Annotated in this window: 23 protein-coding genes; 10 read left to right on the top strand and 13 right to left on the bottom strand. The window is 67.1% G+C overall.

The genetic code is table 11. The features are described from left to right. Positions 1–20: 20 nt before the first annotated feature. The 5 genes from PYV00_RS13085 to crcB are packed head-to-tail and all read right to left on the bottom strand — an operon-like array spanning position 21 to position 3,175. Entirely contained in the window at positions 21–719 is a 699-nt protein-coding gene (locus tag PYV00_RS13085) for an ATP12 family chaperone protein (protein WP_275228712.1), read from the bottom strand. Then, complete coding sequence (locus PYV00_RS13080) at positions 716–922, bottom strand: hypothetical protein (protein WP_275228711.1); 207 nt, start codon at positions 920–922, stop codon at positions 716–718. Before PYV00_RS13080 ends, PYV00_RS13085 begins: the two co-directional genes overlap by 4 nt. Further along, the gene (locus PYV00_RS13075) at positions 919–1,569 is read right to left on the bottom strand and encodes an HAD-IA family hydrolase (protein WP_275228710.1); all 651 of its coding nucleotides are present in this window, start codon (positions 1,567–1,569) and stop codon (positions 919–921) included. The genes PYV00_RS13080 and PYV00_RS13075 overlap by 4 nt, the downstream gene beginning before the upstream one ends. After that, the gene (locus PYV00_RS13070) at positions 1,566–2,771 is read right to left on the bottom strand and encodes an RluA family pseudouridine synthase (protein ID WP_275228709.1); all 1,206 of its coding nucleotides are present in this window, start codon (positions 2,769–2,771) and stop codon (positions 1,566–1,568) included. Before PYV00_RS13070 ends, PYV00_RS13075 begins: the two co-directional genes overlap by 4 nt. Next, the gene (gene crcB / locus PYV00_RS13065; protein WP_275228708.1) at positions 2,768–3,175 is read right to left on the bottom strand and encodes a fluoride efflux transporter CrcB; all 408 of its coding nucleotides are present in this window, start codon (positions 3,173–3,175) and stop codon (positions 2,768–2,770) included. Before crcB ends, PYV00_RS13070 begins: the two co-directional genes overlap by 4 nt. A gap of 258 nt (positions 3,176–3,433) precedes the next feature. Between crcB and rpsU the strand changes: the two genes are divergently transcribed. The 6 genes from rpsU (at position 3,434) to PYV00_RS13035 (ending at position 8,956) form a co-directional block, all read left to right on the top strand. Further along, entirely contained in the window at positions 3,434–3,640 is a 207-nt protein-coding gene (gene rpsU, locus PYV00_RS13060) for a 30S ribosomal protein S21 (RefSeq protein WP_275228840.1), read from the top strand. Between the two features lie 149 nt (positions 3,641–3,789). Next, positions 3,790–4,344: an FKBP-type peptidyl-prolyl cis-trans isomerase gene (locus PYV00_RS13055; RefSeq protein WP_275228707.1), complete on the top strand. Its 555-nt coding sequence runs from the start codon at positions 3,790–3,792 to the stop codon at positions 4,342–4,344. Positions 4,345–4,498: 154 nt separating this feature from the next. Further along, on the top strand, positions 4,499–4,801 hold the full coding sequence (gene gatC, locus PYV00_RS13050) for an Asp-tRNA(Asn)/Glu-tRNA(Gln) amidotransferase subunit GatC (RefSeq protein ID WP_275228706.1): 303 nt from the start codon (positions 4,499–4,501) through the stop codon (positions 4,799–4,801). A 145-nt stretch (positions 4,802–4,946) separates the two neighbouring features. Then, on the top strand, positions 4,947–6,434 hold the full coding sequence (gene gatA / locus PYV00_RS13045; RefSeq protein WP_275228705.1) for an Asp-tRNA(Asn)/Glu-tRNA(Gln) amidotransferase subunit GatA: 1,488 nt from the start codon (positions 4,947–4,949) through the stop codon (positions 6,432–6,434). 5 nt (positions 6,435–6,439) lie between these two features. Continuing rightward, complete coding sequence (gene gatB, locus PYV00_RS13040; RefSeq protein WP_275228704.1) at positions 6,440–7,939, top strand: Asp-tRNA(Asn)/Glu-tRNA(Gln) amidotransferase subunit GatB; 1,500 nt, start codon at positions 6,440–6,442, stop codon at positions 7,937–7,939. 174 nt (positions 7,940–8,113) lie between these two features. Then, positions 8,114–8,956: a hypothetical protein gene (locus PYV00_RS13035; protein ID WP_275228703.1), complete on the top strand. Its 843-nt coding sequence runs from the start codon at positions 8,114–8,116 to the stop codon at positions 8,954–8,956. A gap of 75 nt (positions 8,957–9,031) precedes the next feature. Here PYV00_RS13035 and PYV00_RS13030 read toward each other — a convergent pair whose 3' ends face one another. The 3 genes from PYV00_RS13030 to PYV00_RS13020 all read right to left on the bottom strand — a co-directional run bounded on the left by PYV00_RS13030 (position 9,032) and on the right by PYV00_RS13020 (position 12,812). Further along, positions 9,032–9,334 (bottom strand): hypothetical protein, encoded by a 303-nt coding sequence (locus tag PYV00_RS13030; RefSeq protein ID WP_275228702.1) that lies wholly within the window; start codon positions 9,332–9,334, stop codon positions 9,032–9,034. Between the two features lie 53 nt (positions 9,335–9,387). After that, positions 9,388–12,252 carry a M16 family metallopeptidase gene (locus PYV00_RS13025; RefSeq protein ID WP_275228701.1) on the bottom strand — a complete coding sequence of 955 codons (2,865 nt, stop codon included), beginning with the start codon at positions 12,250–12,252 and terminating at the stop codon, positions 9,388–9,390. A 107-nt stretch (positions 12,253–12,359) separates the two neighbouring features. After that, positions 12,360–12,812, bottom strand: coding sequence for a nuclear transport factor 2 family protein (locus PYV00_RS13020; protein WP_275228700.1), 453 nt, complete (start codon positions 12,810–12,812; stop codon positions 12,360–12,362). Positions 12,813–13,138: 326 nt separating this feature from the next. Here PYV00_RS13020 and clpB point away from each other — a divergent pair, with 326 nt between their 5' ends. After that, positions 13,139–15,718, top strand: a complete 2,580-nt coding sequence (gene clpB, locus PYV00_RS13015) for an ATP-dependent chaperone ClpB (RefSeq protein ID WP_275228699.1) — start codon at positions 13,139–13,141, stop codon at positions 15,716–15,718. Positions 15,719–15,804: 86 nt separating this feature from the next. Here the strand turns inward: clpB and PYV00_RS13010 are convergent, their stop codons facing one another. Then, positions 15,805–18,765, bottom strand: coding sequence for a TonB-dependent receptor plug domain-containing protein (locus tag PYV00_RS13010; RefSeq protein WP_275228698.1), 2,961 nt, complete (start codon positions 18,763–18,765; stop codon positions 15,805–15,807). A gap of 382 nt (positions 18,766–19,147) precedes the next feature. On the opposite strand from PYV00_RS13010, the gene PYV00_RS13005 reads away from it, so the two are divergent. The 3 genes from PYV00_RS13005 to PYV00_RS12995 are packed head-to-tail and all read left to right on the top strand — an operon-like array spanning position 19,148 to position 21,459. After that, on the top strand, positions 19,148–19,933 hold the full coding sequence (locus PYV00_RS13005) for an SDR family oxidoreductase (protein WP_275228697.1): 786 nt from the start codon (positions 19,148–19,150) through the stop codon (positions 19,931–19,933). 19 nt (positions 19,934–19,952) lie between these two features. Next, complete coding sequence (locus PYV00_RS13000) at positions 19,953–20,579, top strand: TetR family transcriptional regulator (RefSeq protein WP_275228696.1); 627 nt, start codon at positions 19,953–19,955, stop codon at positions 20,577–20,579. Then, positions 20,569–21,459: an S-methyl-5'-thioadenosine phosphorylase gene (locus PYV00_RS12995; RefSeq protein ID WP_275228695.1), complete on the top strand. Its 891-nt coding sequence runs from the start codon at positions 20,569–20,571 to the stop codon at positions 21,457–21,459. The genes PYV00_RS13000 and PYV00_RS12995 overlap by 11 nt, the downstream gene beginning before the upstream one ends. A 43-nt stretch (positions 21,460–21,502) precedes the next feature. Here the strand turns inward: PYV00_RS12995 and PYV00_RS12990 are convergent, their stop codons facing one another. The 4 genes from PYV00_RS12990 to PYV00_RS12975 all read right to left on the bottom strand — a co-directional run bounded on the left by PYV00_RS12990 (position 21,503) and on the right by PYV00_RS12975 (position 25,523). Next, positions 21,503–22,519 (bottom strand): type II secretion system F family protein, encoded by a 1,017-nt coding sequence (locus PYV00_RS12990; protein ID WP_275228694.1) that lies wholly within the window; start codon positions 22,517–22,519, stop codon positions 21,503–21,505. A gap of 22 nt (positions 22,520–22,541) precedes the next feature. Then, the gene (locus tag PYV00_RS12985) at positions 22,542–23,513 is read right to left on the bottom strand and encodes a type II secretion system F family protein (protein ID WP_275228839.1); all 972 of its coding nucleotides are present in this window, start codon (positions 23,511–23,513) and stop codon (positions 22,542–22,544) included. A gap of 63 nt (positions 23,514–23,576) precedes the next feature. Continuing rightward, positions 23,577–24,863: a pilus assembly protein CpaE gene (locus PYV00_RS12980; protein WP_275228693.1), complete on the bottom strand. Its 1,287-nt coding sequence runs from the start codon at positions 24,861–24,863 to the stop codon at positions 23,577–23,579. A 3-nt stretch (positions 24,864–24,866) separates the two neighbouring features. Then, positions 24,867–25,523, bottom strand: coding sequence for a CpaD family pilus assembly protein (locus tag PYV00_RS12975; RefSeq protein WP_275228692.1), 657 nt, complete (start codon positions 25,521–25,523; stop codon positions 24,867–24,869). Position 25,524: the final 1 nt, after the last annotated feature.

The following is a 25,524-nucleotide window of genomic DNA, read 5'->3' as shown; positions in this document are numbered from 1 at the left end:
GGCGCCGGCTGAAAGGCGCGTCAGGCGTTCCGGCACAGCGCGGCGAAGCGGATCGCCAGCGCGAAGGCGGCAAAGCGCGTCTGGCGGCGGGCTTCGGCCTCGGCATCGCGGCCCCACAGCTCGGCCTGCCAGTCCTCTTCCAGATTGGCCGCCGCCCACAGCGCCTCGGCATCGGCATCGGGGGCGATCGCGGCCAGCGCGATCACCAGCGATGCGGCCAGGCTGGCCAACATGCGCAGCGCGGCCAGCGTGAAAGCGTCATGCGCGCCCAGCGCCGCTGTCATCCGCGCCAGCGTTTCGCCCGGCTGCGGCTGGTGGACAATGCCCGAAACGCGCACGAAGCGCACGTCCCAGCGCCGTTCGGCCCGGGTCAGCAGCGGCTCCCACACGGCAACCTGGCGCGCGTGCAGCGCCTCGCCCTCGTCGCCCCGGTAGCACAGCGTGTCGGTCTGCGCATAAGGCAGCAGATCGCGGATCGCGCCCTGGAGGTCGGGCGCCACGGCGTCGATGGCGAAATCGGCCAGATCGCGAAAGCGGAACAGCGCCGGGTCGATCTCCTCGCCCTGATCGGCCCATTCGGCCGCCATGGCCCGCGCCAGCGCTTCGCCGGGCACCACTTGCGGCCTGCCGCCGGCGGTGCGCACGCCGCGCCCGTCCAGCATGACGCACCAGCCGTCCGCCTCGCGCGAAACGGTCACGTCCCGATAGAATCGCTTCACTCGCGGCTGCTCCACTTGCGGGCAAGCACGGCCGGAATCAGGAAGGTATCGACCAGCCCGATCGCGATCAGGACGTGGCCGGCCACTGCGGGCAGCGGGATCGCGCCGTCCGAAACCAGCAGGCCGATCACCACCATCGCCACGCCCGAGGTGCGGACGGCCTGGATCGCGAAAAAGCGGCTGCGCGCCGGATCCGTGCTCATGATGCCAGATAGTCTCCCAGCTCGCCGGGGGTTTCGGCGACGAATTCGGCGCCCGCCTCGGCCAGTTCGCGCGGGTGGTGATAGCCCCAGTCGACACCGATGCCGCGCACGCCCGCGTCTTGCGCCATGCGCATGTCATAGGCCGTATCGCCGATCATCACCGCTTGCGCGGGCAGCGCGCCTGCTTCGGCCAGCGCGGCTTCCAGCATCGCCGGATGCGGCTTGGAAGGGTGGCGGTCGGCGGTCTGCAACGTGACGAACAGATCGGCGATGCCGTTGCTCGCCAGGCAATGCGCCAGCCCGCGATCGGACATGCCCGTGGCCACGCCCAGCGTCCAGCCGCTGCCCGCCAGCTCATGCAACAGATCGGTGATGCCCGGAAACAGCGCCTGCGACAGCCGCCCTTCCGCGCGCGCCGCGCGGAAGGCGTCCTTGTAGGCTTCGGTCACGGCAAGCTGGGCCGCGGCGTCGGCTCCGGGCAGCAGGCGGCGCACCGCCAGCGGCAGCGAGAGGCCGACCGCGCGGCGGATCTCGTTGCGCGGCGGCAGGGGCAGGCCATGCGCCGCAAAGGCGGCTTCCATCGCCTCGCAGATGCTCGCCTGACCGTCGATCAGCGTGCCGTCGCAATCGAACACGGCCAGTTTCACCGCTTGCCTTTCGGCCCCGCGGGCTTGGCCGGGCGTGTCGCCTTGGCCGGGCCGGCGGGCCTGGCCGGCTTCGCGCCTTTCGTGCCCCGGCCGGCGGGCTTGCGCGCGGGTTCGGCGGCGGCGCGCTTCTTGCGTTCGCCCCGGCGTTCCTTGCGATATTGCTTGGCGTGCGCCTTGGCGACGCGCTTGCGATCCTCGCGGCTGGGCGGGGGCGGCGCTTCGGGCAAGGCCTCGCCATCGGCTTCGTCGAAGCCCAGTTGCTCCATGCTGGCGGCGAAATGCTCGGGCAGCGGCGCGGTCACGTCCAGCGGGGCGCCATCGGGATGGTCGATGATCAGGCGCCGCGCGTGCAGATGCATCTTGCGGCTGATCGAGCCGGTCAGGAAGGCTTCCTGACCGCCGTACTTGCCATCGCCGACGATCGGATGGCCGATCGCGGCCATATGCACGCGAAGCTGGTGGGTGCGGCCGGTGAGGGGGTGCAGTTCCACCCAGGCGGCGCGGTTGCCCGCCCGGTCGATCACGCGATAGCGGGTGCGCGCGGGCTGGCCACCGGCCTCGTCCACATGCATCTTCTCGCCGCCGGTGCCGGGCTGCTTGGCCAGCGGCAGCTCGATCATCCCGTCGGAGATGTCGGGAATGCCCACCACCAGCGCCCAATAGATCTTGCGCGCCGAACGGCCGGAGAAGCGCTTGGAAAAGAACGCGGCGCTGCCCGGCGTGCGGGCGATCAGCAGCACGCCCGACGTGTCCTTGTCCAGCCGGTGGACCAGGCGCGGGCGCGGGCCTTCCGCCGCGAAGGCATCGAGCAGCCCGTCGACATGGCGCGTGGTGCCGCTGCCGCCCTGCGTGGCCAGGCCCGGCGGCTTGTTCAGCACGATCGCCGCGCGATCCTGCGCCAGCACCATCGAATCGGCGAGTTCCAGCTCTTCCTCGGTCAGTTCGCGGCGCGGGCGCGGAGCGCCGCCGCCGATCCGCGCATCGCCGCCCGGCGGCACGCGCAGCACTTGCCCGGAGGCGAGGCGATCGGCCACGTCGGCGCGCTTGCCATCGACCCGGATCTGCCCGGTGCGCGCCCAGCGCGATACGGTGGCGAAGCCCACTTGCGGCAAGTGCCGCTTGAACCAGCGGTCCAGCCGCACGCCGTCGTCATCGGCGCCGATGGTGAATTGCCGGACCGTGCCGGCGTGATCGCCGCTCATGCCACGCTCCGCATCAGGGCCAGGCCCGCGACCAGCCCGAGCACGCCGGCCAGCACCGTGATGGCGATATACAGCGCGGCAAGCCCGATCTGGCCCCGCTCGGCGATCGAGACGATCTCCATGCTGAACGAGGAAAAGGTGGTGAAGCCGCCCAGCACGCCCACGGCCAGGAACAGCCGCGTGCCTTCGCCATGCGCGCCGAAGCGTGCCAGCCAGCCCACCAGCAGGCCCATCGCCAGGCTGCCGATCACGTTGACGCTCAGCGTGCTCCAGGGAAAGGCGCTGGCGCGGATCGGCCCGATCGCCGCGATCCACGCGCGGCCGACCAGGAAGCGCAGCCATGCGCCAAGGCCACCGCCAAGCGTGACGAGAAGCGATGCGGCAAGGAACGAGGGTTGGGGCATGGGGCCGGGCCATAGACCGCCTCTTGCGCCAAGCCAAATATTTCCCATCTCACGCCGGTTGCGGGTCGGCCGGCTTTTGCCGTGTTTTGCCTTGCCAAGCGCCGGTCTGTTTGCTAGCGGCGGCGCGTTGGAGCTGCCCCTTGCGGGTGCGGCATCCTTTTGCGTTTTTATTTTCGCGGTTTGTCCCGCCGGGCAATGGAAGCGGGCGCCCCCGTTTCGTTATGTGCTCGTTTCGTCATTTGTGAGGTGTTTCGGTTTATGCAAATTCTCGTACGCGACAACAACGTCGATCAGGCCCTTCGTGCGCTCAAGAAGAAGCTGCAGCGCGAGGGTGTCTACCGCGAGATGAAGCTGCGCCGTCACTACGAGAAGCCTTCCGAAAAGCGCGCCCGGGAAAAGGCCGCCGCGATCCGCCGCGCCCGCAAGCTGGAGCGCAAGCGGATGGAACGCGACGGCGCCAAGTAAGCACTGGCCGCGGGTAAGCCGATGGCCGCTGCCATGGGCGCCCCGCCAGGGCCCTTTTCCGCTTCCCGCTTGAAGGCGGGGCCGCGATAAGCCATGAGGGCGCGGACGAATCCCGCGCCCTTTTGCGTAGCCGAACCAGGACCAGAGCGATGACAGAGATCACCCGCGTTCCCCTCCAGCCCATCGCCAAGGGCGCGCTCACCAAGGTGTGGCTCGGCGTGGCCGCGATTGCGCTTGCGGCGGGCGGTATTGCCTGGGCCGCGCTGCCGCCGGCGGTCGATGTCGAAACGATTACGCCTGGCGCGGGCGACATGCCGACGCGCGACGACGTGGCGCTGGTCAACTACAAGGGCTCGCTGCCCGATGGGAAAGTGTTCGACGAGGGCAAGCAGGCGATTTTCCCGCTGTCCGAAGTGGTTCCCGGCTTCACCAAGGCGCTCGAACAGATGCAGCGCGGCGGCAAGTACAAGGTCGAGATTCCGTCCGAGCTGGCCTATGGCGACAAGCAGATGGGCGAAATTCCGCCAAATACCGACCTGACGTTCGAAATCGAGTTGCTCGATTTCAAGAGCCGGCAGGAGATCGAGCAGCAGCAACGCATGATGCAACAGCTTCAGCAGATGCAGATGCAAGGGGCCGGTGGCGCCGCCGGTGCCGTTCCGGGTGAAATGCCGCCGCCGGGCGAAGCGCCCGCGCAACCCTGATTCGCCGGCCTGCCCGCGCGGCCCGATCGCCGCGCGGCATCCCCGCTGGCTGAAGCCGAGCCGCTTGAAGCCGATGGGGGCGAGTGCTAGCTGCCCGCTTTCACCCTTTCCCGCCGCGCCGGCGCGCGCGGCCCGTCCGAATCGAGGAACAGCCATGTCGGTCGATACCGCAACCGTGGCCCGGATCGCAGCCCTGGCCCGCATCAAGCTGGGCGAAGGCGAGTTGGAAGCGATGGTCCCCGAACTCAACGGCATTCTCGCCTGGGTCGAACAGTTGGGCGAAGTCGATGTCGCCGGCGTCGAGCCGATGACCGCCGTGATCGAGAATCACCTGCGCCTGCGCGATGACGTGATCGATGCCGATCCGCTGACCGGCGGCGGCATCCGCGACAAGGTTCTGGCCAATGCGCCGGCGGCCGAGCATGGCTTCTTCGGCGTGCCCAAGGTGATCGAGTGAAAATGCCGGCATTTTCGCTCGATCATCCCGGACAGCGGCGCGGCCGCGATCGATCCGGGATCCACAATCGAGGACTCTTCGGGGCTGTCCCGGCCTTTGCGCTGATGGCGGGATGGACCCTGAAACAAGTTCAGGGTGACATGGAATGACTGAACTTACCGAACTGGGCGTCGCCGCGATCCGCGATGGCGTGGCCAAGGGCGATTTCACCGCCGCCGAAGTGGCCGAGGCATTCAACGCCAATGTCGCCGCCGCGCAGGACGCGCTGAACGCGTTCATCGTGGCGACGCCGGACAAGGCGATCGCAGCCGCGAAGGCCACCGACGCGAAGCGCGCGGCGGGCGAAGCGCTGGGCAAGATGGGCGGCGTGCCGATCGGCATGAAGGACCTGTTCGCCACCGTCGGCGTGCAGACCACGGCGGCCAGCCACATCCTGGAAGGCTTCGTGCCGCAGTACGAATCGACCGTTTCGCAGAAGCTGTGGGACGCGGGCGCAGGGATGCTGGGCAAGCTCAATCTCGATCAGTTCGCGATGGGTTCGTCGAACGAGACCAGCTATTTCGGCAACGTGATCTCGCCCTGGCGGCGCAATGACGGCGGCAACGCGCCGCTGGCGCCGGGCGGTTCCTCGGGCGGTTCCTCGGCGGCGGTCTCGGCGCGGCTCTGCCCGGCGGCGACCGGCACGGATACCGGCGGCTCGATCCGCCAGCCGGCCGCCTTCACCGGCATCACCGGCATCAAGCCGACTTATGGGCGCTGCTCGCGCTGGGGCATCGTCGCTTTCGCCAGCTCGCTCGATCAGGCGGGGCCAATGGCGCGCGACACGCGCGATTGCGCGATCATGCTGGAAGCGATGGCCGGCTTCGATCCCAAGGACGCGACCAGCCTCGACATGCCGGTGCCGGCGTGGGAAGCCGGGCTGTCGGCCGATCTGGCGGGCAAGACGGTGGGCATCCCGCGCGAATACCGCATGGACGGGATGGACGCCGACGTCGCGAAATCGTGGGACGACGGCATCGCCTGGCTCAAGGACGCGGGCGCCAGAGTGATCGACATCGCGCTGCCGCACACCCGCTATGCGCTGCCGGCCTATTACATCATCGCCCCGGCCGAGGCGTCCTCGAACCTCGCGCGTTATGATGGCGTGCGCTACGGCCTGCGCGATCTGCCCGATGGCGCCGGCCTGCAGGACATGTATGCCGCCACGCGCGCCGCCGGCTTCGGCGCCGAAGTGAAGCGCCGCATCCTGATCGGCACTTACGTGCTCTCGGCCGGCTTCTACGATGCCTATTACACGCAGGCCCAAAAGGTCAGGACGCTGATCAGCCGCGATTTCACGGCCGCGTTCGAACAGTGCGACGTGATCCTCGCGCCGACCGCGCCGAGCGCCGCCTTCGCGCTGGGCGACAATATCGACGATCCCCTCTCGATGTATCTCAACGACGTCTTCGCCGTCCCCGCCTCGCTGGCGGGACTGCCGGCGATGTCGGTCCCGGCCGGCCTCAACCGCGAGGGCCTGCCGCTGGGCCTCCAGATCATCGGCCGCCCGTTCGACGAGCAGGGCGTGCTCAACGCCGGCCTCGCGATCGAGCAGCGGGCCGGATTCGCGGCCAAGCCAGAGAAGTGGTGGTGACGACCATGACCGAATCCACATATCGCATCCAGGGCGCGACCGGCGAATGGGAGGTCGTGATCGGCCTTGAAGTCCATGCGCAGGTCGTTTCGAAGTCGAAGCTGTTTTCCGGCGCGGCCACCGCGTTCGGGGCGGAGCCGAATGCGCAAGTCTCGCTGGTCGATGCGGCGATGCCGGGGATGCTGCCGGTGCCGAACAAGGAGTGCATCCGCCAGGCGGTGCGCACCGGCATGGCGATCAATGCCCGGATCAACAAATGGTCGCGCTTCGATCGCAAGAACTACTTCTATGCCGATCTGCCGCAGGGCTACCAGATCAGCCAGCTTTACCACCCGCTGGTGGGCGAGGGCGCGATCGAGATCGCGGTGGACGAGAAGAACCCCGAGGCGACCAAGACCATCGGCATCGAGCGTATCCATGTCGAGCAGGACGCGGGCAAGCTGATGCACGATCAGCACCCGACGATGTCCTATGTCGATCTCAATCGCTCAGGCGTGGCGCTGATGGAAATCGTCAGTCGGCCGGACATGCGTTCTCCCGCTGAAGCAGGGGCTTACCTGCGCAAGCTCAGGGCGATCCTGCGCTATGTCGGCTCATGCGACGGCAATATGGAGGAAGGCTCGATGCGCGCCGACGTCAATGTGTCGGTGCGCAAGTCGGGCGCGGAATTCGGCACCCGCACCGAGACCAAGAACGTCAATTCGGTGCGCTTCGTCATGGCGACGATCGAGCATGAGGCGAACCGCCAGGTCGATCTGATCGAGAGCGGCGGCAAGGTGGTGCAGGAAACCCGGCTGTTCGATCCCGGCACCGGCACCACGCGCTCGATGCGTTCGAAGGAAGACGCGCACGATTACCGTTACTTCCCCGATCCCGACCTGTTGCCGCTGGAACTTGACGACGCGTTCCTGGAGGATTGCCGCAACTCCCTGCCCGAACTGCCTGATGCCAAACGGCACCGCTACGAGAACGAACTGGGCCTTTCCCCCTACAACGCGCAAGTGCTGACCGCCGAGGTCGAGACCGCGCGCTGGTTCGAACGTCTGCTGGGCGAAGCCGCCAAGGCGCAGGGCAAGCCGCCCGCCGATGTCGCCAAGCAGGCGGCCAACTGGCTGATTTCCGAGCTGTTCGGCGCACTCAACAAACTTGGCATCGCGCTGGAAAATTCGCCGGTAACGCCCGAAAAAGGCGCGGAATTGCTCGCGCTGATCGGCGATGGCACGATCTCCGGCTCGATCGCCAAGCAAGTGCTGGAAAAGATGCTCGAAACCGGCGACGGCGCCGCCGCCATCGTCGAGCGTGAAGGGCTCAAGCAGGAATCCGACACCGGCGCGATCGAGGCCGTGGTTGCCAAGGTGCTGGCCGACAATGCCGACAAGGTCGCGCAGTTCAAGGCCGGCAAGGAAGCGCTGTTCGGCTTCTTCGTCGGCCAGACGATGAAGGCCATGCAGGGCAAGGCCAATCCGCAAGTGGTCAACGAACTGCTGCGCAAGGCGCTCGGCTGACGCTGACGGCGTCATTCGGCGTCATTGGGGGGGGGGGGGGGGCATTCTTGCCAGTTCTCCCACCGCTGCTCGAAAAAAATCCTGACTTGCTTGCGGGTTGGTCCGTCCGACTCCGTCTTTTCTCGGGCGCCTTGCCGTGCGGAATCGATGGCGAGGCTTAACGGGAGGAAATTCGTGAAGCGTGTGATCTTGTCCGCGGCCTGTCTGGCCGGCTGCATCCCTGTCGCCGCCCATGCGGGGGCCTGCGAGGACAGCTTCCAGAAATCGGGCAACGCCGTTACCGGCCTGCGCTTTCGCGCGGCGGCAAGCGTTGCCGATCTTTCGCCCGACATGGCGATCCGCCAGATGGAAGGCGTGGCCAAGGCGCGTGGCTACACGGTGCTTGCGTCCGAGCCGGCGGGCGGTTCGCTGCTGCTGGAACAGCCGATGAGCGGCAAGGCGCGCGCCTTCCCGCTGGAAGTGCGCGCGGTTTCGGCCGGCGGCTTCGGCACGGTCAGCATCGAGGCGAAGCTGCCCGCCGCGATGAGTTCGCCCGCCGAAGCGGTGAAATCGGAACTGTGCCTGATGCTGGGCGGGATCAAGGGCGGCAAGGAAGGCAAGCTTGCCGCCGGGCGCGCGGCCAGGGCCGCGCCGGCCGCCGCCGCGCCGGTGGCGATCAGCGCGCTGGAATTCTCGCACCAGATTTCCAAGGATACCGAACGCAATTCGGCCGCGATCGTGCCGCGCTACACCGGCAAGCAGTTCACGCTGAGCGGCGAGATCGATTATGTGATCCGCGATGGCGAATACTATCGCGTCGCCTTCAAAATCCCCGATCCGTGGAACGAGGCTCTGCGCCTGCCGAACGCCGCCAAGTTCAAGACCGACCTGAGCTGCCTGATGGCGCCGGGCCAGTCGGTCTGGGCACTGCAGCAGAAGCCGGGCCGGCAAGTGCGGCTGACCGGCACGTTCTATCGCTTCGACGAGTTCAGGCACGCCGCCTGGTTCAACGAGTGCGTGCCCGCGCAAGGACGCTGAGCGACCACCGCTGATCGGCCGCGAAGACGGCTCCGGTGCTTCCCGATGGAAGCGGCCGGAGCCGGCCCTGGCCGATCAGCCCTTGCGTATGCCGGTAAGCTGCATCGTGCCGAACATGCCGGCTTTCACTTCGCCCGTCAGCCGATCGCCATCGACAGTGGCGGTGCATTCCAGGTCGATCGGCATCGGCACGGTCATCTTCATTTTCCAGCTCAGCGCGTTGCCGGCGATCGTGCCGTTCTCCACCGCCATCGTGCCCAGATCGCCGGCGATGCTGCCGGTGAAGCTGTCGCCCTCACCGGGCACGACGGTGAACAGGCCGTTCTGGTCGCCCAGCGGCGTCTTGGTGATGCACTCGTAAGTTCCGGCGACGGACATGGCCTCTCTCTCCTCGGGCATGAACCGGGCCCGCTTTCGCGCGGGGCGTCCGGCTATTCTTCAATCTTGCCGATTTCCACCGGCAGGCCAAGGCCGCGAAGCTGCGGTTCCACCACCTTGCGATCGCCGACGACGACGAAGACCAGCCCTTGCGGCAACAGGTACTGCCTTGCCGCCGCTTCGAGCGCGTCCTTGCCGATCGCGCGGTATCGGGCCGGGATGGTCTGGTAATAGTCGTCTGGCCGGCCCAGCCGGGCGTTCAGGCGGATCGCGCCGGCAACGTCGGCATTGGTCTCGAACTGGTTGGGCAGCCCGCGGATGTTGCCTTCGGTCACGCGTTCAAGCTCTTGCGCGGTAACTGGCGCCTTGGCCGGAAAAGCGCGCATATCCGCCAGGATCGCCTTGATCGCATCGCCCGTCCGGTCAGACTGGACGGGTGCGATCACGGCGAACTCGCGCGGGCCGACCGGGCGGCTGATCTGGCTGCGGACACCATAGCTCCAGCCCTTTTCCTCCCGCAGATCGAGATTGAGGCGCGAGAGGAAGCCATCGCCCAGCACTTCGTTGGCCAGGCCCAGCGCCTCGGTGTTCGGCATAAGCCCGGTCAGCGGCAGCACCTTGCCGGCGACCACCACCGATTGCGGCGAATTGGGCCGGTCGAGCAGGACGATGCGCGGGGCGGGCGCGGGCACCGGCGCGTCGATCGCTTTCACCGGCTTCGGCGTGGCCGGCGCCTGCCACTTGCCGAACGCGGCTTCGAGCAGGGGCAGCAGCTCGGCCATGGTGGTGTCGCCCACCACGGTGATCGTCGCCAGGTCCGGGCGCAGCCATTTGTCGTGCGCGGCGCGCAGCGCGGCCGGCGTCAGCGCCTTGACCGAGGCGGCGTTGCCCAGCCCGTCGGAAGGCTGGCCATAAGGATGCGTGCCATAGAGGATCGTGGATATCGAGCGCGCGGCCAGCGCGCCGGGCGAGGCCTGGACCTGGGCCAGATCGGCCAGCTGCTGATCGCGCACGCGCGCGACATCGTCTTCGCGGAAAGCGGGGCGCAGCACCACTTCGGCCATCAGATCGAGCGAGGGCGCGAGATTGGCCGATAGCGTCGTCAGCATCACGCTGCTGGTATCAACCCCGCCGCCAGTCGAGATCGAGGCGCCCAGCCGCTCCTGCGCTTCGGCGATCTCGGTGGCGGTGCGCGTGTCGGTGCCTTCGTCGAGCATTTCCAGCATCAGCGATTGCGTGCCCGGCGAATCGAGCGCATCGGCCGCGTAGCCCGCGTCGAAATCCAGCGTCAGGACCAGGCGCGGCACCGCCGTGCGCCGGGCCAGCGCCACCGGAATGCCATTGGACAGCTGCGCGCGTTCGATCGCGGGAAATTCCAGCGCGGAAACCGGCGCGACCGGCGGGGCCGGGCGCCTGGGCGCGGGGGCCAGGGCAGGGGCCTTGGCGTGCGGATCGGGCCTGGGCGCCGGCGCGGTGGCCTCGTCACCCCAGCCGCCCATCTTGCCGCCATCCTCGGTCCGCTCGCCGGGGAGCACGTCCACCGCCAGCACCGGGCGCGACAGCCAGCGCTGCAATGCCGCGCGCACCTGCTCGGGCGTGAGCGCGGCGATCGCGGCCAGGTTCTGCTTGTAATGGGCCGGATCGCCCGAATAGACCTCGCCCTCGGCCAGCGTCGCGCCCTTGCCGGAAAAGCCGCCGACGCGCTCCAGCCCGGCGATCTCGCCCGAGATCGCGCTCATCACCGCGCGGCGCACTTCGTCCTCGGTCGGGCCGTCGCGCAAATAATCGGCGATCACCTTGTCGAAGGCGGCTTCGGCTTTCGCCCGTTCGACGCCGGGTTTCACGTCCATCGTCGCGTCGAGGAAGCTTATCTGCTCGTGCGTCTGCGCCGATGCCGTGACCGCGACGGCAAGCTGCTGGCCGCGCACCAGCGCGTTGTCCAGCCGCGAACTGGCGAGGCCGCCCAGGACATAGAGGCCGACCTGGAGAGCGGGTGTATCGGCATCGTTGAGGCCGGGGCCGCTCCAGTTGCGGGTCACGCGGGTGAGCGGCACCTGATCGGTCATCTCGCGCTTCACCGGCGCGGCGAGCGTGACCGGACCGGCTTCCACCCTGGGCACGGCGGGGCCCTTGGGGATCGCGCCGAACCACTTTTCCACCAGCGGCCGCGCCGTCGCCGCGTCGATATCGCCCGACAGCGCGAGCACGACGTTGTTCGGGCCGTAGTGATCGGTGAACCACTTGCGCACGTCGGTGAGCGTGGCGGCATCGAGATCGGCCAGCGAGCCGATGGTGGTGTGGCGATAGGGATGGCCGACCGGGAACAGGCCGTCGTTCACGGCATATTCCATCAGGCCATATGGCTCGTTGTCGCCCTGCCGCTTCTCGTTCTGGACAACGCCGCGCTGCTTGTCGAGCTTGTCCTGCGTGACCGCGGGCAGCAGGAAGCCCATGCGATCGCTTTCCATGAACAGTGCCAGATCGAGCGCGCCGGTCGGCACCGTCTCGATATAGTTGGTGCGGTCGAACCAGGTCGAACCGTTGGTCGAGGTGGAGCCGGCGGCTTCGAGCGGGACGTCGAAGTTGGGCACGTTGGCCGATCCGCCGAAGAACAGGTGCTCATAGAGATGGGCGAAACCCGTCCGCCCGCGCGGCTCGTGCTTGGAACCGACGCGGTAGTAGAGCGTCACGCCGACGATGGGAGCCTTGCGATCGGTGTGGACGATCGTGGTCAGCCCGTTGGCCAGCACGAACTTCTCATAGGGAATGTCCACTTCGCCCACCAGCGCCGCCGGGGTGACGGCGGCCGCGACAGGCGCGGGCGCCGCAATCGGGGCGGTGGCAAGCTGGGCCGCTGGCTGCGCGGCGCAGGCCGCCAGCGAGAGAGCGAGCGCGAGAGTGATCGGAAAGCGGCTCATGCAGATCCTTGGCTGGTCCAGGCGGAAACGAATGCGTTTCCTAGCAGCCCTGGACGCGGTTCGCCACGGGCTCCTGCTCACGAGCCCGGTCGCGCTCGCCCGGGCCGTTACCGGCGGAAGATCTGGCCGCTGTCGAACAGGGTGATGCGCCATTCGCCATCGGCCTCGCGCGCGCATTCCATCGTCACGTCGGCGACGGCGAGCGGATCGCAATAGTCGGTGAAGGGCGGTTCGCCGGCCTTGGCGAAGAACACCAGCAGATAGCCGACCCTGGCCTTGTCCGGCCCATCGAAGGCGACGCGCAGGCTGGTGATGATGTGGCGCATCACCGGCACCGCGCCGCCCGCCTTCAGCCCGGCCATGCGCGCCTGATAGAACGCCGCGACCGCATCCAGCCCCTCGCGCCATTCGCCGCCGACATTGTAGCGCACGGTCTTGCTCAGGCAGTCGGTCTCGACCATTTTCAGGCCGTTGTTGATGTCAAGCTCGTCACCCCATTCGTAGATGACCTGCTTGATCGCCAGAACGTCCGCTGCCTGTTCAGGTGTGAATTTCGCCACGTTTCCTCGCCTCTTCGATAATTGGTTGCGGGCGGACGCTAGGCAATGCGAGCGCGCGCGCCAAGCCCCGCAATGAGCAGCGCTGTTGATTTGGCGTGGGGGCCCGGCGCGCCCGCATGGCTGGCGCGGCCGTGTCCGGCCACTGATCGGTCCGGGCTTGTAACCGGCCTTGCCAGCGCCAATCTCAGGGCGCGCTCCCTTGCGAATTTGTGCCCGGTCAATGCCATGGCGGGCGAATTGGGCTCCAAGGGAGAAAAGGGGCAGGCTTGCGCTTGTGTTGCATAAATGCAACATTATATGCCGTGGGTCAGGAGGAACTTCACATCATGAATCTCGAAAAATTCACCGACCGGGCCAAGGGCTTTCTCCAGGCGGCGCAGACCGTCGCGATCCGGCTCAACCACCAGCGGATCAGCCCCGAACATATCCTCAAGGCCCTGCTTGAGGATAGCGAGGGCATGGCCTCTGGCCTGATCGGCCGGGCCGGCGGCGATGCCGCGACCGCGCAGCGCGAAGTCGACAAGGCGCTGGCCAAGGTGCCGGCCGTCTCGGGCAGCGGCGCGCAGGCGACGCCGGGGCTGGACAACGATGCCGTGCGGCTGCTGGACCAGGCCGAGCAGGCCGCGACCAAGTCTGGCGACAGCTACGTCACGGTCGAGCGGCTGCTGCTGGCGCTGACGCTGGCGACCACCACGGCGGCGGGGCAGGCGCTCAAGGCCGCCCATCTGACGCCGCAGGCGCTGGAAGCGGCGATCACCGCGCTGCGCGGCGGCCACAAGGCCGATTCCGCCACGGCCGAGGAAGGCTATGAGGCGATGAAGAAGTATGCGCGCGATCTGACGCAGGCCGCGCGCGACGGCAAGCTCGACCCGGTGATCGGCCGCGACGAGGAGATTCGCCGCACCGTGCAGATCCTGGCGCGCCGCACCAAGAACAACCCGGTGCTGATCGGCGATCCCGGCGTCGGCAAGACCGCCATTGCCGAGGGGCTGGCGCTGCGCATCGCCAATGGCGACGTGCCCGACAGCTTGAAGGACCGCCGTCTGATGGCGCTCGACATGGGCGCGCTGATCGCGGGCGCGAAGTATCGCGGCGAGTTCGAGGAACGGCTGAAGTCGGTGCTCGATGAAGTGAAGGGCGCGCAAGGTGAGATCATCCTGTTCATCGACGAGATGCACACGCTGATCGGCGCGGGCGCCTCCGAAGGCTCGATGGACGCGGGCAACCTGCTCAAGCCGGCGCTGGCGCGCGGCGAACTGCACTGCATCGGCGCGACCACGCTCGACGAATACCAGAAGTATGTCGAGAAGGACGCGGCGTTGCAGCGGCGCTTCCAGCCGATCTTCGTCGACGAGCCGACCGTGGAGGACACGATCTCGATCCTGCGCGGGCTGAAGGAGAAGTACGAGCTGCACCATGGCGTGCGCATCACCGACGGCGCGATCGTGGCGGCGGCGACGCTGTCCAACCGCTACATCACCAACCGCTTCCTGCCCGACAAGGCGATCGACCTGATGGACGAGGCGGCGAGCCGCATCCGCATGGAAGTGGAAAGCAAGCCCGAGGAGATCGAAAAGCTCGACCGCCGCATCATCCAGCTCAAGATCGAGGAGATGGCGCTTTCCAAGGAGACCGATCAGGCCTCGCGCGACCGGCTCGACCACTTGCGCGAGGAACTGGCCAACCTTGAGGACCAGTCGAACGCGCTGACCACGCGCTGGCAGAACGAGCGCGACAAGATCGCCGCCGAAGGCAAGATCAAGGAACAGCTCGACGCGGCGCGCATCGAGCTGGAGCAGGCGCAGCGTTCGGGCGATCTCGCCCGCGCGGGCGAGCTGTCGTACGGCACCATCCCCGCGCTGGAAAAGCAGTTGTCCGAAGCGCAGGCCCAGGCCGCCAATGCGCTGCTGCGCGAGGAAGTGACCGAGGACGATATCGCCGGCGTCGTCAGCCGCTGGACCGGCGTGCCGGTCGAGAAGATGCTGGAGGGTGAGCGCGACAAGCTGCTCAAGATGGAGCAGGTGATCGGCGAGCGAGTGATCGGCCAGGCGCAGGCCGTCGAGGCGGTGTCCAAGGCGGTGCGGCGGGCGCGGGCGGGCCTGCAGGACCCGAACCGGCCGCTGGGCTCGTTCCTGTTCCTTGGCCCCACCGGCGTCGGCAAGACCGAGCTGACCAAGGCGCTGGCGGGCTTCCTGTTCGACGATGACACCGCGATGGTGCGCATCGACATGTCGGAATTCATGGAAAAGCACGCGGTCGCCCGCCTGATCGGTGCGCCTCCGGGCTATGTCGGCTACGAGGAAGGCGGCGTGCTGACCGAGGCGGTGCGGCGCCGGCCCTATCAGGTGGTGCTGTTCGACGAGGTGGAAAAGGCGCACTCGGACGTGTTCAACGTGCTGCTCCAGGTGCTCGACGACGGACGGCTGACCGACGGGCAGGGCCGGGTGGTGGATTTCACCAACACACTGATCATCCTGACCAGCAACCTCGGCAGCCAGTACCTCGCCAATCTCGACGAGGGGCAGGACGTGTCGGCGGTAGAGCCGCAAGTCATGGAAGTGGTGCGGGCGCATTTCCGGCCCGAGTTCCTCAACCGGCTCGACGAGGTCATCCTGTTCCACCGGCTGGGGCAGGAGCACATGGGGCCGATCGTCGATATCCAGGTCGGACGGGTGCAGCAGCTGCTCAAGGACCGCAAGATCGTGCTCGATCTCACGCCCGCGGCCAAGCGCTGGCTGGGCCGGGTGGGCTACGATCCGGTCTATGGCGCGCGGCCGCTGAAGCGCGCGGTGCAGCGCTACGTGCAGGACCCGCTGGCCGAGAAGCTGCTCGCCGGCGAGATCCCCGACGGTTCGACCGTGCATGTCGATGAAGGCGACGGCGCGCTCAACATCACGGTTGGCTGACAGCGCACGGGCCGAAATGAAAAGAGGGGCGGGTTCCTGGTGAACCCGCCCCTCTGTTTCGTCAGGAGGCCGTCAGGCCCGCCCGGTCAGCTGCCGCCGAACAGATCGGCGAACTTCACGCGCGCGCCCATGAACATGAAGCGGCCCACCGCGCTGATCGGCGTATTGAGCGCGCCCAGATCCGGCTTCTGATTGAAGACGTTGTTGACGCCGCCATAAATCTCGAACTGGTCGTTCACATCGACATTGAAGCTCACGTCGTGGCTGAAGCGTTCGTTGAGCTTCAGGTACTCGGGCGCGACGATATCCGGGTTGTTCGCGGTATCCTGGCGCGAGTAGCGATAGAGCTTGGAGGCATAGTTGATCCGCCAGTTGAGGCCGAACTTGCCCTTTTCCCAGCCCAGATCGGTCGTCACCAGGAACTTGGGCGAGCCGGCGATGTAATAGGCATCGTTCACCGGATCGGCGCCGGGGATCGGCACGTAGGTCTGCTTGTGCAGATAGTTGCCGACGGCGTGGACGGTGAAGGTGCCCGCCTTGTCGGTCCGCAGGCGATAATCGATCATCACGTCAAGACCGGCGGTCTTGAAGTTGGCGACGTTGAGCGGGCCGACATTGAAGCTGGTGATGAAGCCGGCGTTGTCGCCCCCGTTCTGGCGCACGATCGCATCGCAGTACTGGTTGTCGAGCGTCGCCTGGTCGACACACAGTTCGGCGACCTTTTCGGGCGTGACCGTGTTGATCGCGTTCTTGATGCGGATGTCATACCAGTCCGCCGTCACGATCAGGCCGGGGATGAAGCGGGGCTTCAGCACCACGCCGGCCGTCCAGGTCTTGGCGGTTTCCTCGCGGATGTTCGGGTTGCCGCCCTGGAAGCCCGAAATGTTGACGCTGCGCGTATCGCTGTAGGTCGACGGGTCGGCAACGCCCAGCCCGCTCAGCAGCGCGACGCAGTTGTCGACGCGATACTGGGTGCCGTTCTGCAGATAGGCTTCGTCGCAGGGATCGTTGATGAACTCGAAGGTTTCGGACTGGGCGCCGAACAGTTCGCTGATGTTCGGCGCGCGCACCGCCTTCGAATAGGTGCCGCGGAAGGAGATGTCGTCCACCGGGGCCCAGTCGCCGCCGACCTTCCAGGCATTGGTCGTGCCGATCGTCGAATAGTCCGAATAGCGGAACGCGCCGTTGATTTCGAGACGCTTGAAGAACGGCCGATCCGCCAGGATCGGGACGTTCACTTCGGCAAAGACCTCCCAGACGTCGAAATTGCCCTTGGTATTGCCCAGCACGTTGGTGAAGGTCAGCCCCTGCTGCGCCAGCGGATCGGCGATGAAGCTGCTCGATTCCTTGCGGTATTCCCCGCCCAGCGCGAAGCCGATCGGGCCGCCCGGCAACTCGAAATAGCTGCCGGTGTTGCCGGTGATCGCGCCGCTGACGACATGCTGGGTGAGGCGCGAACGGTCGGTCGTGTCGGTCTTGACCCAGTCTATCGCCGCTTGCGAGGCCACGCCGTCGCCGAACAGGTTGAAGGGCAGGCACTGGCCCGGCTGGAACGTCGTCGGCGGGATCTCGCTGCGCGTGTAGTTGTTGGGCTGGGTCGGCGTCCAGGTGGGGTCGAGATTGACCCGGCAGGTGATCGCGCCGTCCGGCCCCCGCACGGCGTCGATCGCCGCATAGAAGCGGTCGGTCAGGATATCGTCGACATAGTGATTGGTGATCTTCGCGCGGCCGAAGACATAGGACACGTCATAGGACAGGTTGGGCGCGATATCGCCCTTGGCGCCGATCACGGTGCGGATGGTTTCGCGGGTGATATCCTCGCCGCGCCGGCCCAGGTCGAAGTTGTCGCGATTGACCAGTACCCCGCCGTTCCCTTCAATCATGTGCGAACGAACCGCCTCTGGAATGTAGGGGTTGTCCTCGGGGATGAACAGGTAATAGTCGAAGCTGGGCTGGCCGACCGAGTAGGACTTGGTATTGGCATACTTCGCTTCGGCGTAGAGCGTGAGCGCGTCGCTGAAATCGAAATGCGCGATCGCGTTGACGACGTCGCGGCGGATCTGCGGCAGCAGGTCGTTGCCATAGTCGGATACGAGCGTACCCGAGCCGCCCTGCTGGTAGAAGCTGGGAATGAACCGGCCCGGATCGTAAGGCAGGCCTTCCGCGCCGTAGAAATCGGGCATACCGTCGAAATCGACGTCGATGCCGCCGGCGCGCGAGGTGTCGAAATAGCGGATGTCGTTGAGCGGGATGTAATCGGGAATCCCGTCGTTGTTCTGGGCGCCGGTCTCGGTATCATCCGGGTTGAGGTAGAAGCCCACCCGGTTCGTGCCCTGGAAGCGCTTGCGGTCCTGCGCGGTCAGCCGGTCTTCCTCGCCGTGTTCGTAGGCGATGGCGAAATTGCCGCGGCCATCGGCGAAGTTGTGCCCGGCGGTGAGCGCGAACAGGCGCTGGCCGGCGTCGCCCTTGTCGGAAATACCGCCCTGGACGCGCGCGGTGACGCCTTCGAAATCCTTCTTCTGGATGAAGTTGACCACGCCCGAAACGCCGTCCGCGCCGTAGATCGCCGATGCGCCGCCGGTCAGCACCTCGACACGCTCGATCAGGTCGTTGGGGATGGTGTTGATGTCGACCGACTGCAGGCCGTCGACCGCGGCGACGTGGCGCCGGCCGTCGACCAGCACCAGCGTGCGGTCATAGCCCAGGTTGCGCAAGTCGAGCAGGTTGAGGCCGGTATAGCCGATGCCGGCGCGATCGCCGCTGTTGTTGTACGAACTGAGCGAGCCGGCAAGCGCGGGCAGGGTCTTGAGATAGTCGGTAACGTTGGTCGTACCGGAATCGAGGATGTCCTGCGAGGTGATCGCGACGACCGGGTTGACCGCGTCAACCTCGGGCCGGGCGATGCGCGAACCCGTGACGATGATCATCTCGTCATCGGATGCCTCGTCCGAAGCGGTCTGGGCGAAGGCGGCGCCGGGCAGGGCGAGGGCGATGAGCGCGAGGCAGGTCGAACCGCGCAGCGCCGCTCTTGTCAGGTTGTTTTTCAATGTCTTGTTCCCTGTTTCAGAATAGGGGGCATGGGTGCCGGCAGCGGTCGCCCGTTCTGCCGTGTTCGCCAGTCGCCCCCAAAAATGCTCGTATCTTTCTGTTCCGATTAGGAATGACGACAGTGTGCCTGCATTCCGGGCGACAGCAAGTGCCAAGCGGGTGATAATGCCACTTGGTTGAAAATGTGTTGCAATCGCGCAACTGCGCGCTACCCGCGCGCCGGATTCGCGCCGGGGCACCGTGGCGGCGATGTCGCATGACGGACAGGCCGTCTGGACGATTGACCCTTGTCGCCGGGCCAACTAACCGGATGATTAAATCGGCAGTCGTCGGCGCCGCCAGCCCACCCGTCGCGGCGGCGCCCTGAAGGAGGATACCTGAATGAAGCTGGACAGCACTATCGCCGCCGTCGTCACCGGCGCCGCCTCGGGCCTGGGCGCGGCCACCGCCCGGGCGCTGGCCGAACAGGGCGTGAAAGTCGCCATTTTCGACCTTCAGGAAGAAAAGGGCGAGGCCATCGCCAGGGAGATCGGCGGCACGTTCTGCAAGGTCAACGTGACGGACGACGCCAGCGTCGACGCGGCCTTCGCCAAGGCGCGCGCGGCCCACGGGCAGGAACGCATCCTGGTCAATTGCGCGGGCACGGCCAACGCGATCAAGACGGTCAGCCGCGACAAGGAAACCGGCGAGATCAGGACTTTTCCGATGGACGCCTTCAAGTTCATCATCGAACTGAACCTGATCGGCACGTTCCGCTGCATCGCCAGGTCGGCGGCCGGGATGCTGACGCTCGATCCGCTCGACGAGTTCGGTGAGCGCGGCGCGATCGTCAACACCGCCTCGGTCGCGGCCGAGGACGGGCAGATCGGCCAGGCCGCCTATTCGGCCTCCAAGGGCGGCGTCGTGGGCATGACCCTGCCGATCGCGCGCGACCTGATGAACGAGGGCATTCGCGTCAACACCATCCTGCCCGGTATCTTCGAGACGCCGCTGATGAAGGCGCTGCCCGAAAAGGCGCAAGTCGCGCTGGCCGCCTCGGTGCCGTTCCCCAAGCGGCTGGGCAAGCCCGAGGAATATGCCAAGATGGCGCTGTTCATGATCGAAACCGGCTATATGAACGGCGAGGACGTGCGCCTCGATGGCGCCATCCGTATGCCGCCGCGCTGAGGGAAAAAGCGAAACCGCGATGCCAGTCGCCCAGATTTCCGCGCCTCCGGGTGCTCGCGAGCTTCTGCTCGATACCGCGAGCGCCATCATGCGCGAGGGCGACATCGTCGATATCTCGCTTTCGGAACTGAGCTTGCGCTCGGGGCTGAATTCGGCGCTGGTGAAGTATTACTTCGGCAACAAGGCCGGGCTGCTCAAGGCGCTGCTCGACCGCGACTGGCAGGCCATCGTCACCAGCGTCGACGCGCTGGTGGCGAAGGACGGCTGGAACCCGGAAGCCAAGCTGCGCCGCCACATCTCCAAGGTGATCGACACCTTCTACGCGGTGCCCTACCTCAACCGCCTGACCATGCGGCTGGTGCGCGAATGCGACGATGCCGAGGCCAAGCGCATCGCCGAGCTGTACCTGTCGCCGATCTACCGCGCCTACGAGCAGCTGATCGGTGACGGGGTGAGGGCCGGCGTGTTCCGCCCGGTCGATCCGCAGCTGTTCTATTTCACCGTGACCGGCGCGGTGGACCGCTTCTTTTCGGCGCGGCTGGTGATGAAATATTGCTTCGACACCGATACGCTGACCGAGGAACTGCGTGACCGCTACCGCGAGCACACCATCGACATCATCATGGCCGGCATCCTTGCGCGCTGACAAACCCCGTTCCTGGCACATCGGCGTGATCGGCGGATCGGGCCTGGCCGCCGGCATCGCGCTGGACGACGCGCAGGACATCGCGGTGAGCAGCCCGTTCGGCGCGCCTTCTGGCCCCGTCACCACCGGGCGGCTGGGCGGGGTGCGCTTCACCTTCATCGCCCGCCACGGCGCGGGGCACCGCATTCCGCCCGCCGCGATCAATTACCGCGCGAACATCGACGTGCTCAAGCGCTGCGGCGTGACCGACCTGCTCGGCCTGTCGGCGATCGGCTCGCTGCGCGAGGACATGGCGCCGGGATCGTTCGTGGCGGTGGACCAGTTCATCGACCGCACCTCGGGCCGCGAGAACAGCTTCTTCGGGCCGGGCCTGGTCGCGCATGTCGGCCTGGCCGATCCGGTATGTCCGCGCCTGGCCGTGCTGGCCGGCGCGGCGGCGCGGCGGGCGGGGGCCGAGGTCTATCCGGCCGGCTGCTACCTGACGATCGACGGGCCGCAGTTTTCCACCCGCGCCGAAAGCCGGCTCTATCGAGCATGGGGCGCGGACGTCATCGGCATGACCGCGATGCCCGAGGCGCGCCTCGCGCGCGAGGCGGAGCTGCCTTACGCGCTGCTCGGCATGGTCACGGACTGGGATGCCTGGCGCGAGGGCGCGGCCGGTGTCGAGGCGGCCGATATCATCGCGGTGATGCACGCCAACGCCGCGCTGGCGCGCGAGGCGGTGCGCGCGCTCGCCGCCAGCCTGCCGCCCGTGCGTGAGCCGAGCCCGATCGACCGGGCGCTCGACAGCGCGATCATCACGGCCCCCGATGCCCACGATCCGCGCCTGATCGCCCGGCTCGACGCGGTCGCCGCGCGGCTGTTCGGCGAGCGCGAATAGGAAGCCGCCGGCGCCGGTCGCGGCGCCGGATACCGCCGGATGATCAGTTGCCGTTGTTGCCGGGACCGCCGCCGGAGAAGGCGTCGGAGATCGAGCAGGCCGCCGGGCCCAGGATGACGATGAACAGCACCGGCAGGATGAACAGGATCAGCGGCACCGTCATGATCGCGGGCAGGCGCGCGGCCTTTTCCTCGGCGCGCATCATGCGCTCGTTGCGGAATTCGGCCGAAAGCACGCGCAGCGCCGAGGCGAGCGGGGTGCCATAGCGTTCGGTCTGGATCATCGTCGTCACCACGCCGCGCACCGAATCCAGGTTCACGCGGTACGCCAGGTTCTCGAAGGCCATGCGCCGTTCGGTAAGGAACGACAGCTCGATCGAGGTGAGCGAGAATTCATCGCCCAGTTCGGGATAGGCGCGGCCAAGCTCGCGCGCGACGCGGTCGAACGAGGCATCGACGGTCAGGCCCGCCTCGGCGCAGATGACCAGCAGGTCCAGCGCGTCGGGCAGCCCCTTGCGGATCGCGTCGGTGCGCTTGGAGATGAGGTTGGACAGGAACAGGTCGGGCGCCTTGTAGCCCAGGATCAGCGCGATCATCAGCGCGCCGGACCGCTTCACCGTGGTCCATTCGGGAAAGTAGTTGATCCCGTACAGCACGAAGGCGGCGAAGGCGCCCAGCACGATCGGCAGGACCATGCGGCCGAACACCACCGCGACGGCCCATTCCTTCTTGCGGATGCCCGCTTGCGCCAGCTTCTGCTGGATCTGCTGGATCTGGCTGTCCTGCAGGACCTTCAGCGTCGAAAGCGCCTCGGTCATCTTGTCGGTGGTTTCGTTGCGGCGCACCAGGCTGGCGCGCTTGCGCGGGGCGGTGGCGATGCCGGCCTTGAGCTGTTCGCGGCGCTGGTTGAGCGCCTTCACGCGCCGCGCCATCGGGTCGCGCACGGTGATCGCCGCATAGATCGCGAAGACGACCGCGGCCGCCGCCACGCCGATCAGGATCGTGCCGACGAAGATGACGTCGACGCCGAAAAGGGTCGGTCCGGGCGCTTCGTTCAACATGCTCTTTCCCGTCTTCTCTCGATCAGATCTCGAAGCTGACCATTTTGGCCATGATGAAGGCGCCGATGCCCATCCAGGTCAGCCCGCCCAGGCCCGCCACGATCAGCCGCGGCTCGCTGAAGAAGCCCGCCAGATAGCCGGGGTTGATCCACCAGATCATCGTGAAGACGATGAACGGCAGCGCGCCGACGATATAGGCGGAGGCTTTCGATTCCGAGCTCATCGCCCGGATCTTCAGCTTCATCTGCGCGCGCTTGCGCAGCACGTCGGACAGGTTCGCCAGCGTTTCGGCCAGGTTGCCGCCGGTCTCGCGCTGGATCGCCAGCGTGATGCAGAAGAAGTTGAATTCGGGCATCGCCAGGCGATCGGCGGTTTCCTGCAGCGCATCCTCCATGGTCTTGCCGATCTTGATGCGTTCGGTGACGAGCTTGAATTCCTCGCCCACCGGGCCGGGCACTTCGCTGGCGACGACGCCCAGCGTCTCGGTGACGGGCAGGCCCGAGCGCAGGCCCCGCACCAGCAGCTCGATCGCGTCGGGGAACTTGACGGTGAAGGCGTTCGCCCGCTTGCCGATGAAATAGCCGACGACGAAGTGGGGAATGGCCGCGCCCGCGAAGATGCCGACCACCAGCCCGAGCATCAGCGCGCCCGACTTCAGGAACACGATCAGCGCCACCGCCGCCATGATGCCGAACGAGGTGTAAAGGTACTGCGTCACCGTCCAGGGCTTGCCGGTGCGGTGCAGCCGCAGCGCCAGCGCGTCGATCCGCGAGCTGGACCCGGCGATGTTGTGGATCTTCGGCTTGCGCGCGGCCACGGCCTTGCGCATCTGCGCCTCCACCCGGTCCATCGCGTTCTGCGAATGGCGAAAGCGCACCGATTGCAGCCGGCGCGCCGATTCCTTGGCCGGCGAGGGCCCGGAGAGCAGCGTGTAGCCGATCACCATCAGGGCCATCAGGCCGCCCGCCATGACCAGGATCTGCAGAATGCTCATCGGCGTCATGCGTCGTCTTCCCCGGCGTATGCTCTGCGCGCGCGGACCCGAGGGCCCGGCGCCTTAACTCGTTGCGGCGGCGGCCGCCCCCTTGGCCTTGTCCTTCCTGGGCAGCATGGCCTTCAGGTCGAACTTGCCGAGCAGCGAGGGCTTGCCCGCGGGCACGCCCTCGTCGCCATCGAAGCTGCCGATGACCAGCCGCGCCAGCTCGCGCATGGCGATGCCCGCCTTGCTGCTGCGGTTGGCGTCGGCGAAAGTCTGGCCCAGCTTCGCGGCGTTGCTGGCGGCCTTGATGTCATAGGGGATGGCAAGGTTGATCCTGGCCTCGATCGAGGCTTCGAAATCCGCCTTGCTGATTTCCGCGACGCCGGGCTGCACCTTGTTGGCCACCACGATCGTCTTCACATGCGGCGCGTTGGACTTGAGCCACGAGAGGATGCGGATCGAATCGCGCGCCGATGCCAGCGTCAGCTCGGTGACGATGACCACCACGTTCACATCGCCCAGCAATTGCGGGAAATTGATCAGCATGTTGCGCGGCATGTCGATGACGGTCATCTCGAACGCCTGGCGGAATTCCTCCTCAAGCTGCACGAAGGCGGCGCCATCGGTCATCAGCGGGGCGTTGATCGGCGCTTCGGCCGAAAGGATCGCCAGGTTGTCGTTGGCGCGGATCATCGCGCGCTCGATGAACAGGCCGTCGATGCGGCTGGGGTTCTCGATCGCGTCGGTCAGGCCGCGGCCGGGCTCGAGGTCGAGCGAGAGCGCGCCGGTGCCGAAGTGGATGTCAAGGTCGAGCAGCGCGGTCGGCAGCCGGCTGTCGGCGCTGAACAGCCAGGCCAGCGAAGTCGCCAGCGTCGATGCGCCCACCCCGCCGCGCGTCCCGATGACGGCGGTGGAGATGTGCTGCTTGGCGGTGGCGGCATCCGCGTTCTTGGGCGCGGCGAACACCGCCTGCGCCTGCGAGAGCGCATCGCGCACCTGGCCGGGCGAAAGCGGCTTGAGCAGGTAATCGTGGATGCCGCTGGCGATCAGGTCGCGATAGAGGCGCACGTCGTTGACCTGGCCCACGGCCACCACGATCGTGCCCGGCTCGCAGACTTCGGCCAGCGCGTTGATATCGTTCAGCGGATCGCCGCTTTCGGACAAGTCCACCATCAGGATGTTGGGGCTGGCGGTGATCGAGAGCGATTGCACCGCGTTGCGCAGGCCGCCCTTGTTGCACTTCTCGGGCTGCCAGCCCATCTCGATCGCGATCGGACGCAGGACGTCGAGCGAGGCTTCGTCGCACAGGTAGGCGGCGAACTGGTCGCGGCCGCTCGGCATACCGGATTTCCAGGGGGCGTTCATCGACTAGTTCTCCTTGGCTCCGGCTTTCGTGAGGCCATCGGCGGACGTGGGGTCCGCCTTGCGGTAGCTCTGGATGGCCTTGTTCGAACTCATCACCAGCGTGTCGCTGCCGGTATCGGCGCCCCGGATCAGGTGTTCGGGATTGGCGACCATGGCGGCCAGGTTGCTGTTCGTCGCGCAGCCGTAATTGCTGCTGGTCGCGTTGCCCAGGTTGACGTCGGACTTGGCCGACCAGTCGGGGCAGCCCGGCACGCTGGCCTTGCTGCGCGCGATGATGACGCGGGTGGTGCCGGCCGCGACGAAGCCCGGCGTCACCGGCGCGTCGTCGCTGACGAGGATGCCGTAACGGCCCGCCAGCACTTCGATCGCGCCGCGCGTGGCGCTGCTGCCGACGGGATCGTCGATATAGATGCGATCGCCGTACTTGAGGTTCATCGCCGCGAACCAGCCGGCCAGGCGCCGCTGCTCGGGAAAGGGCAGGCCGCCGCCGCCCGTGCCGACATCGAGCGTGTAGTTGGTCTGTTCGACGATGGGTTCGTGCACGCTGTTGAGCGAGCGGTTCGACGGCATTCCGCCGCAGCCCGAGAGCGCCAGCCCGATCGAGAGAGCCAGCGCGGCGCCGGTCGCCCGGCGAGTGAAGGCGGGAGTCTTCATGGTCATG

The organism is Novosphingobium album (ex Liu et al. 2023) (assembly GCF_029076845.1).
Classification (GTDB): Bacteria; Pseudomonadota; Alphaproteobacteria; order Sphingomonadales; family Sphingomonadaceae; genus Novosphingobium.
Note: the sequence above shows the minus strand (reverse complement) of the source record. Positions and strands in the feature narration are given on the sequence as shown.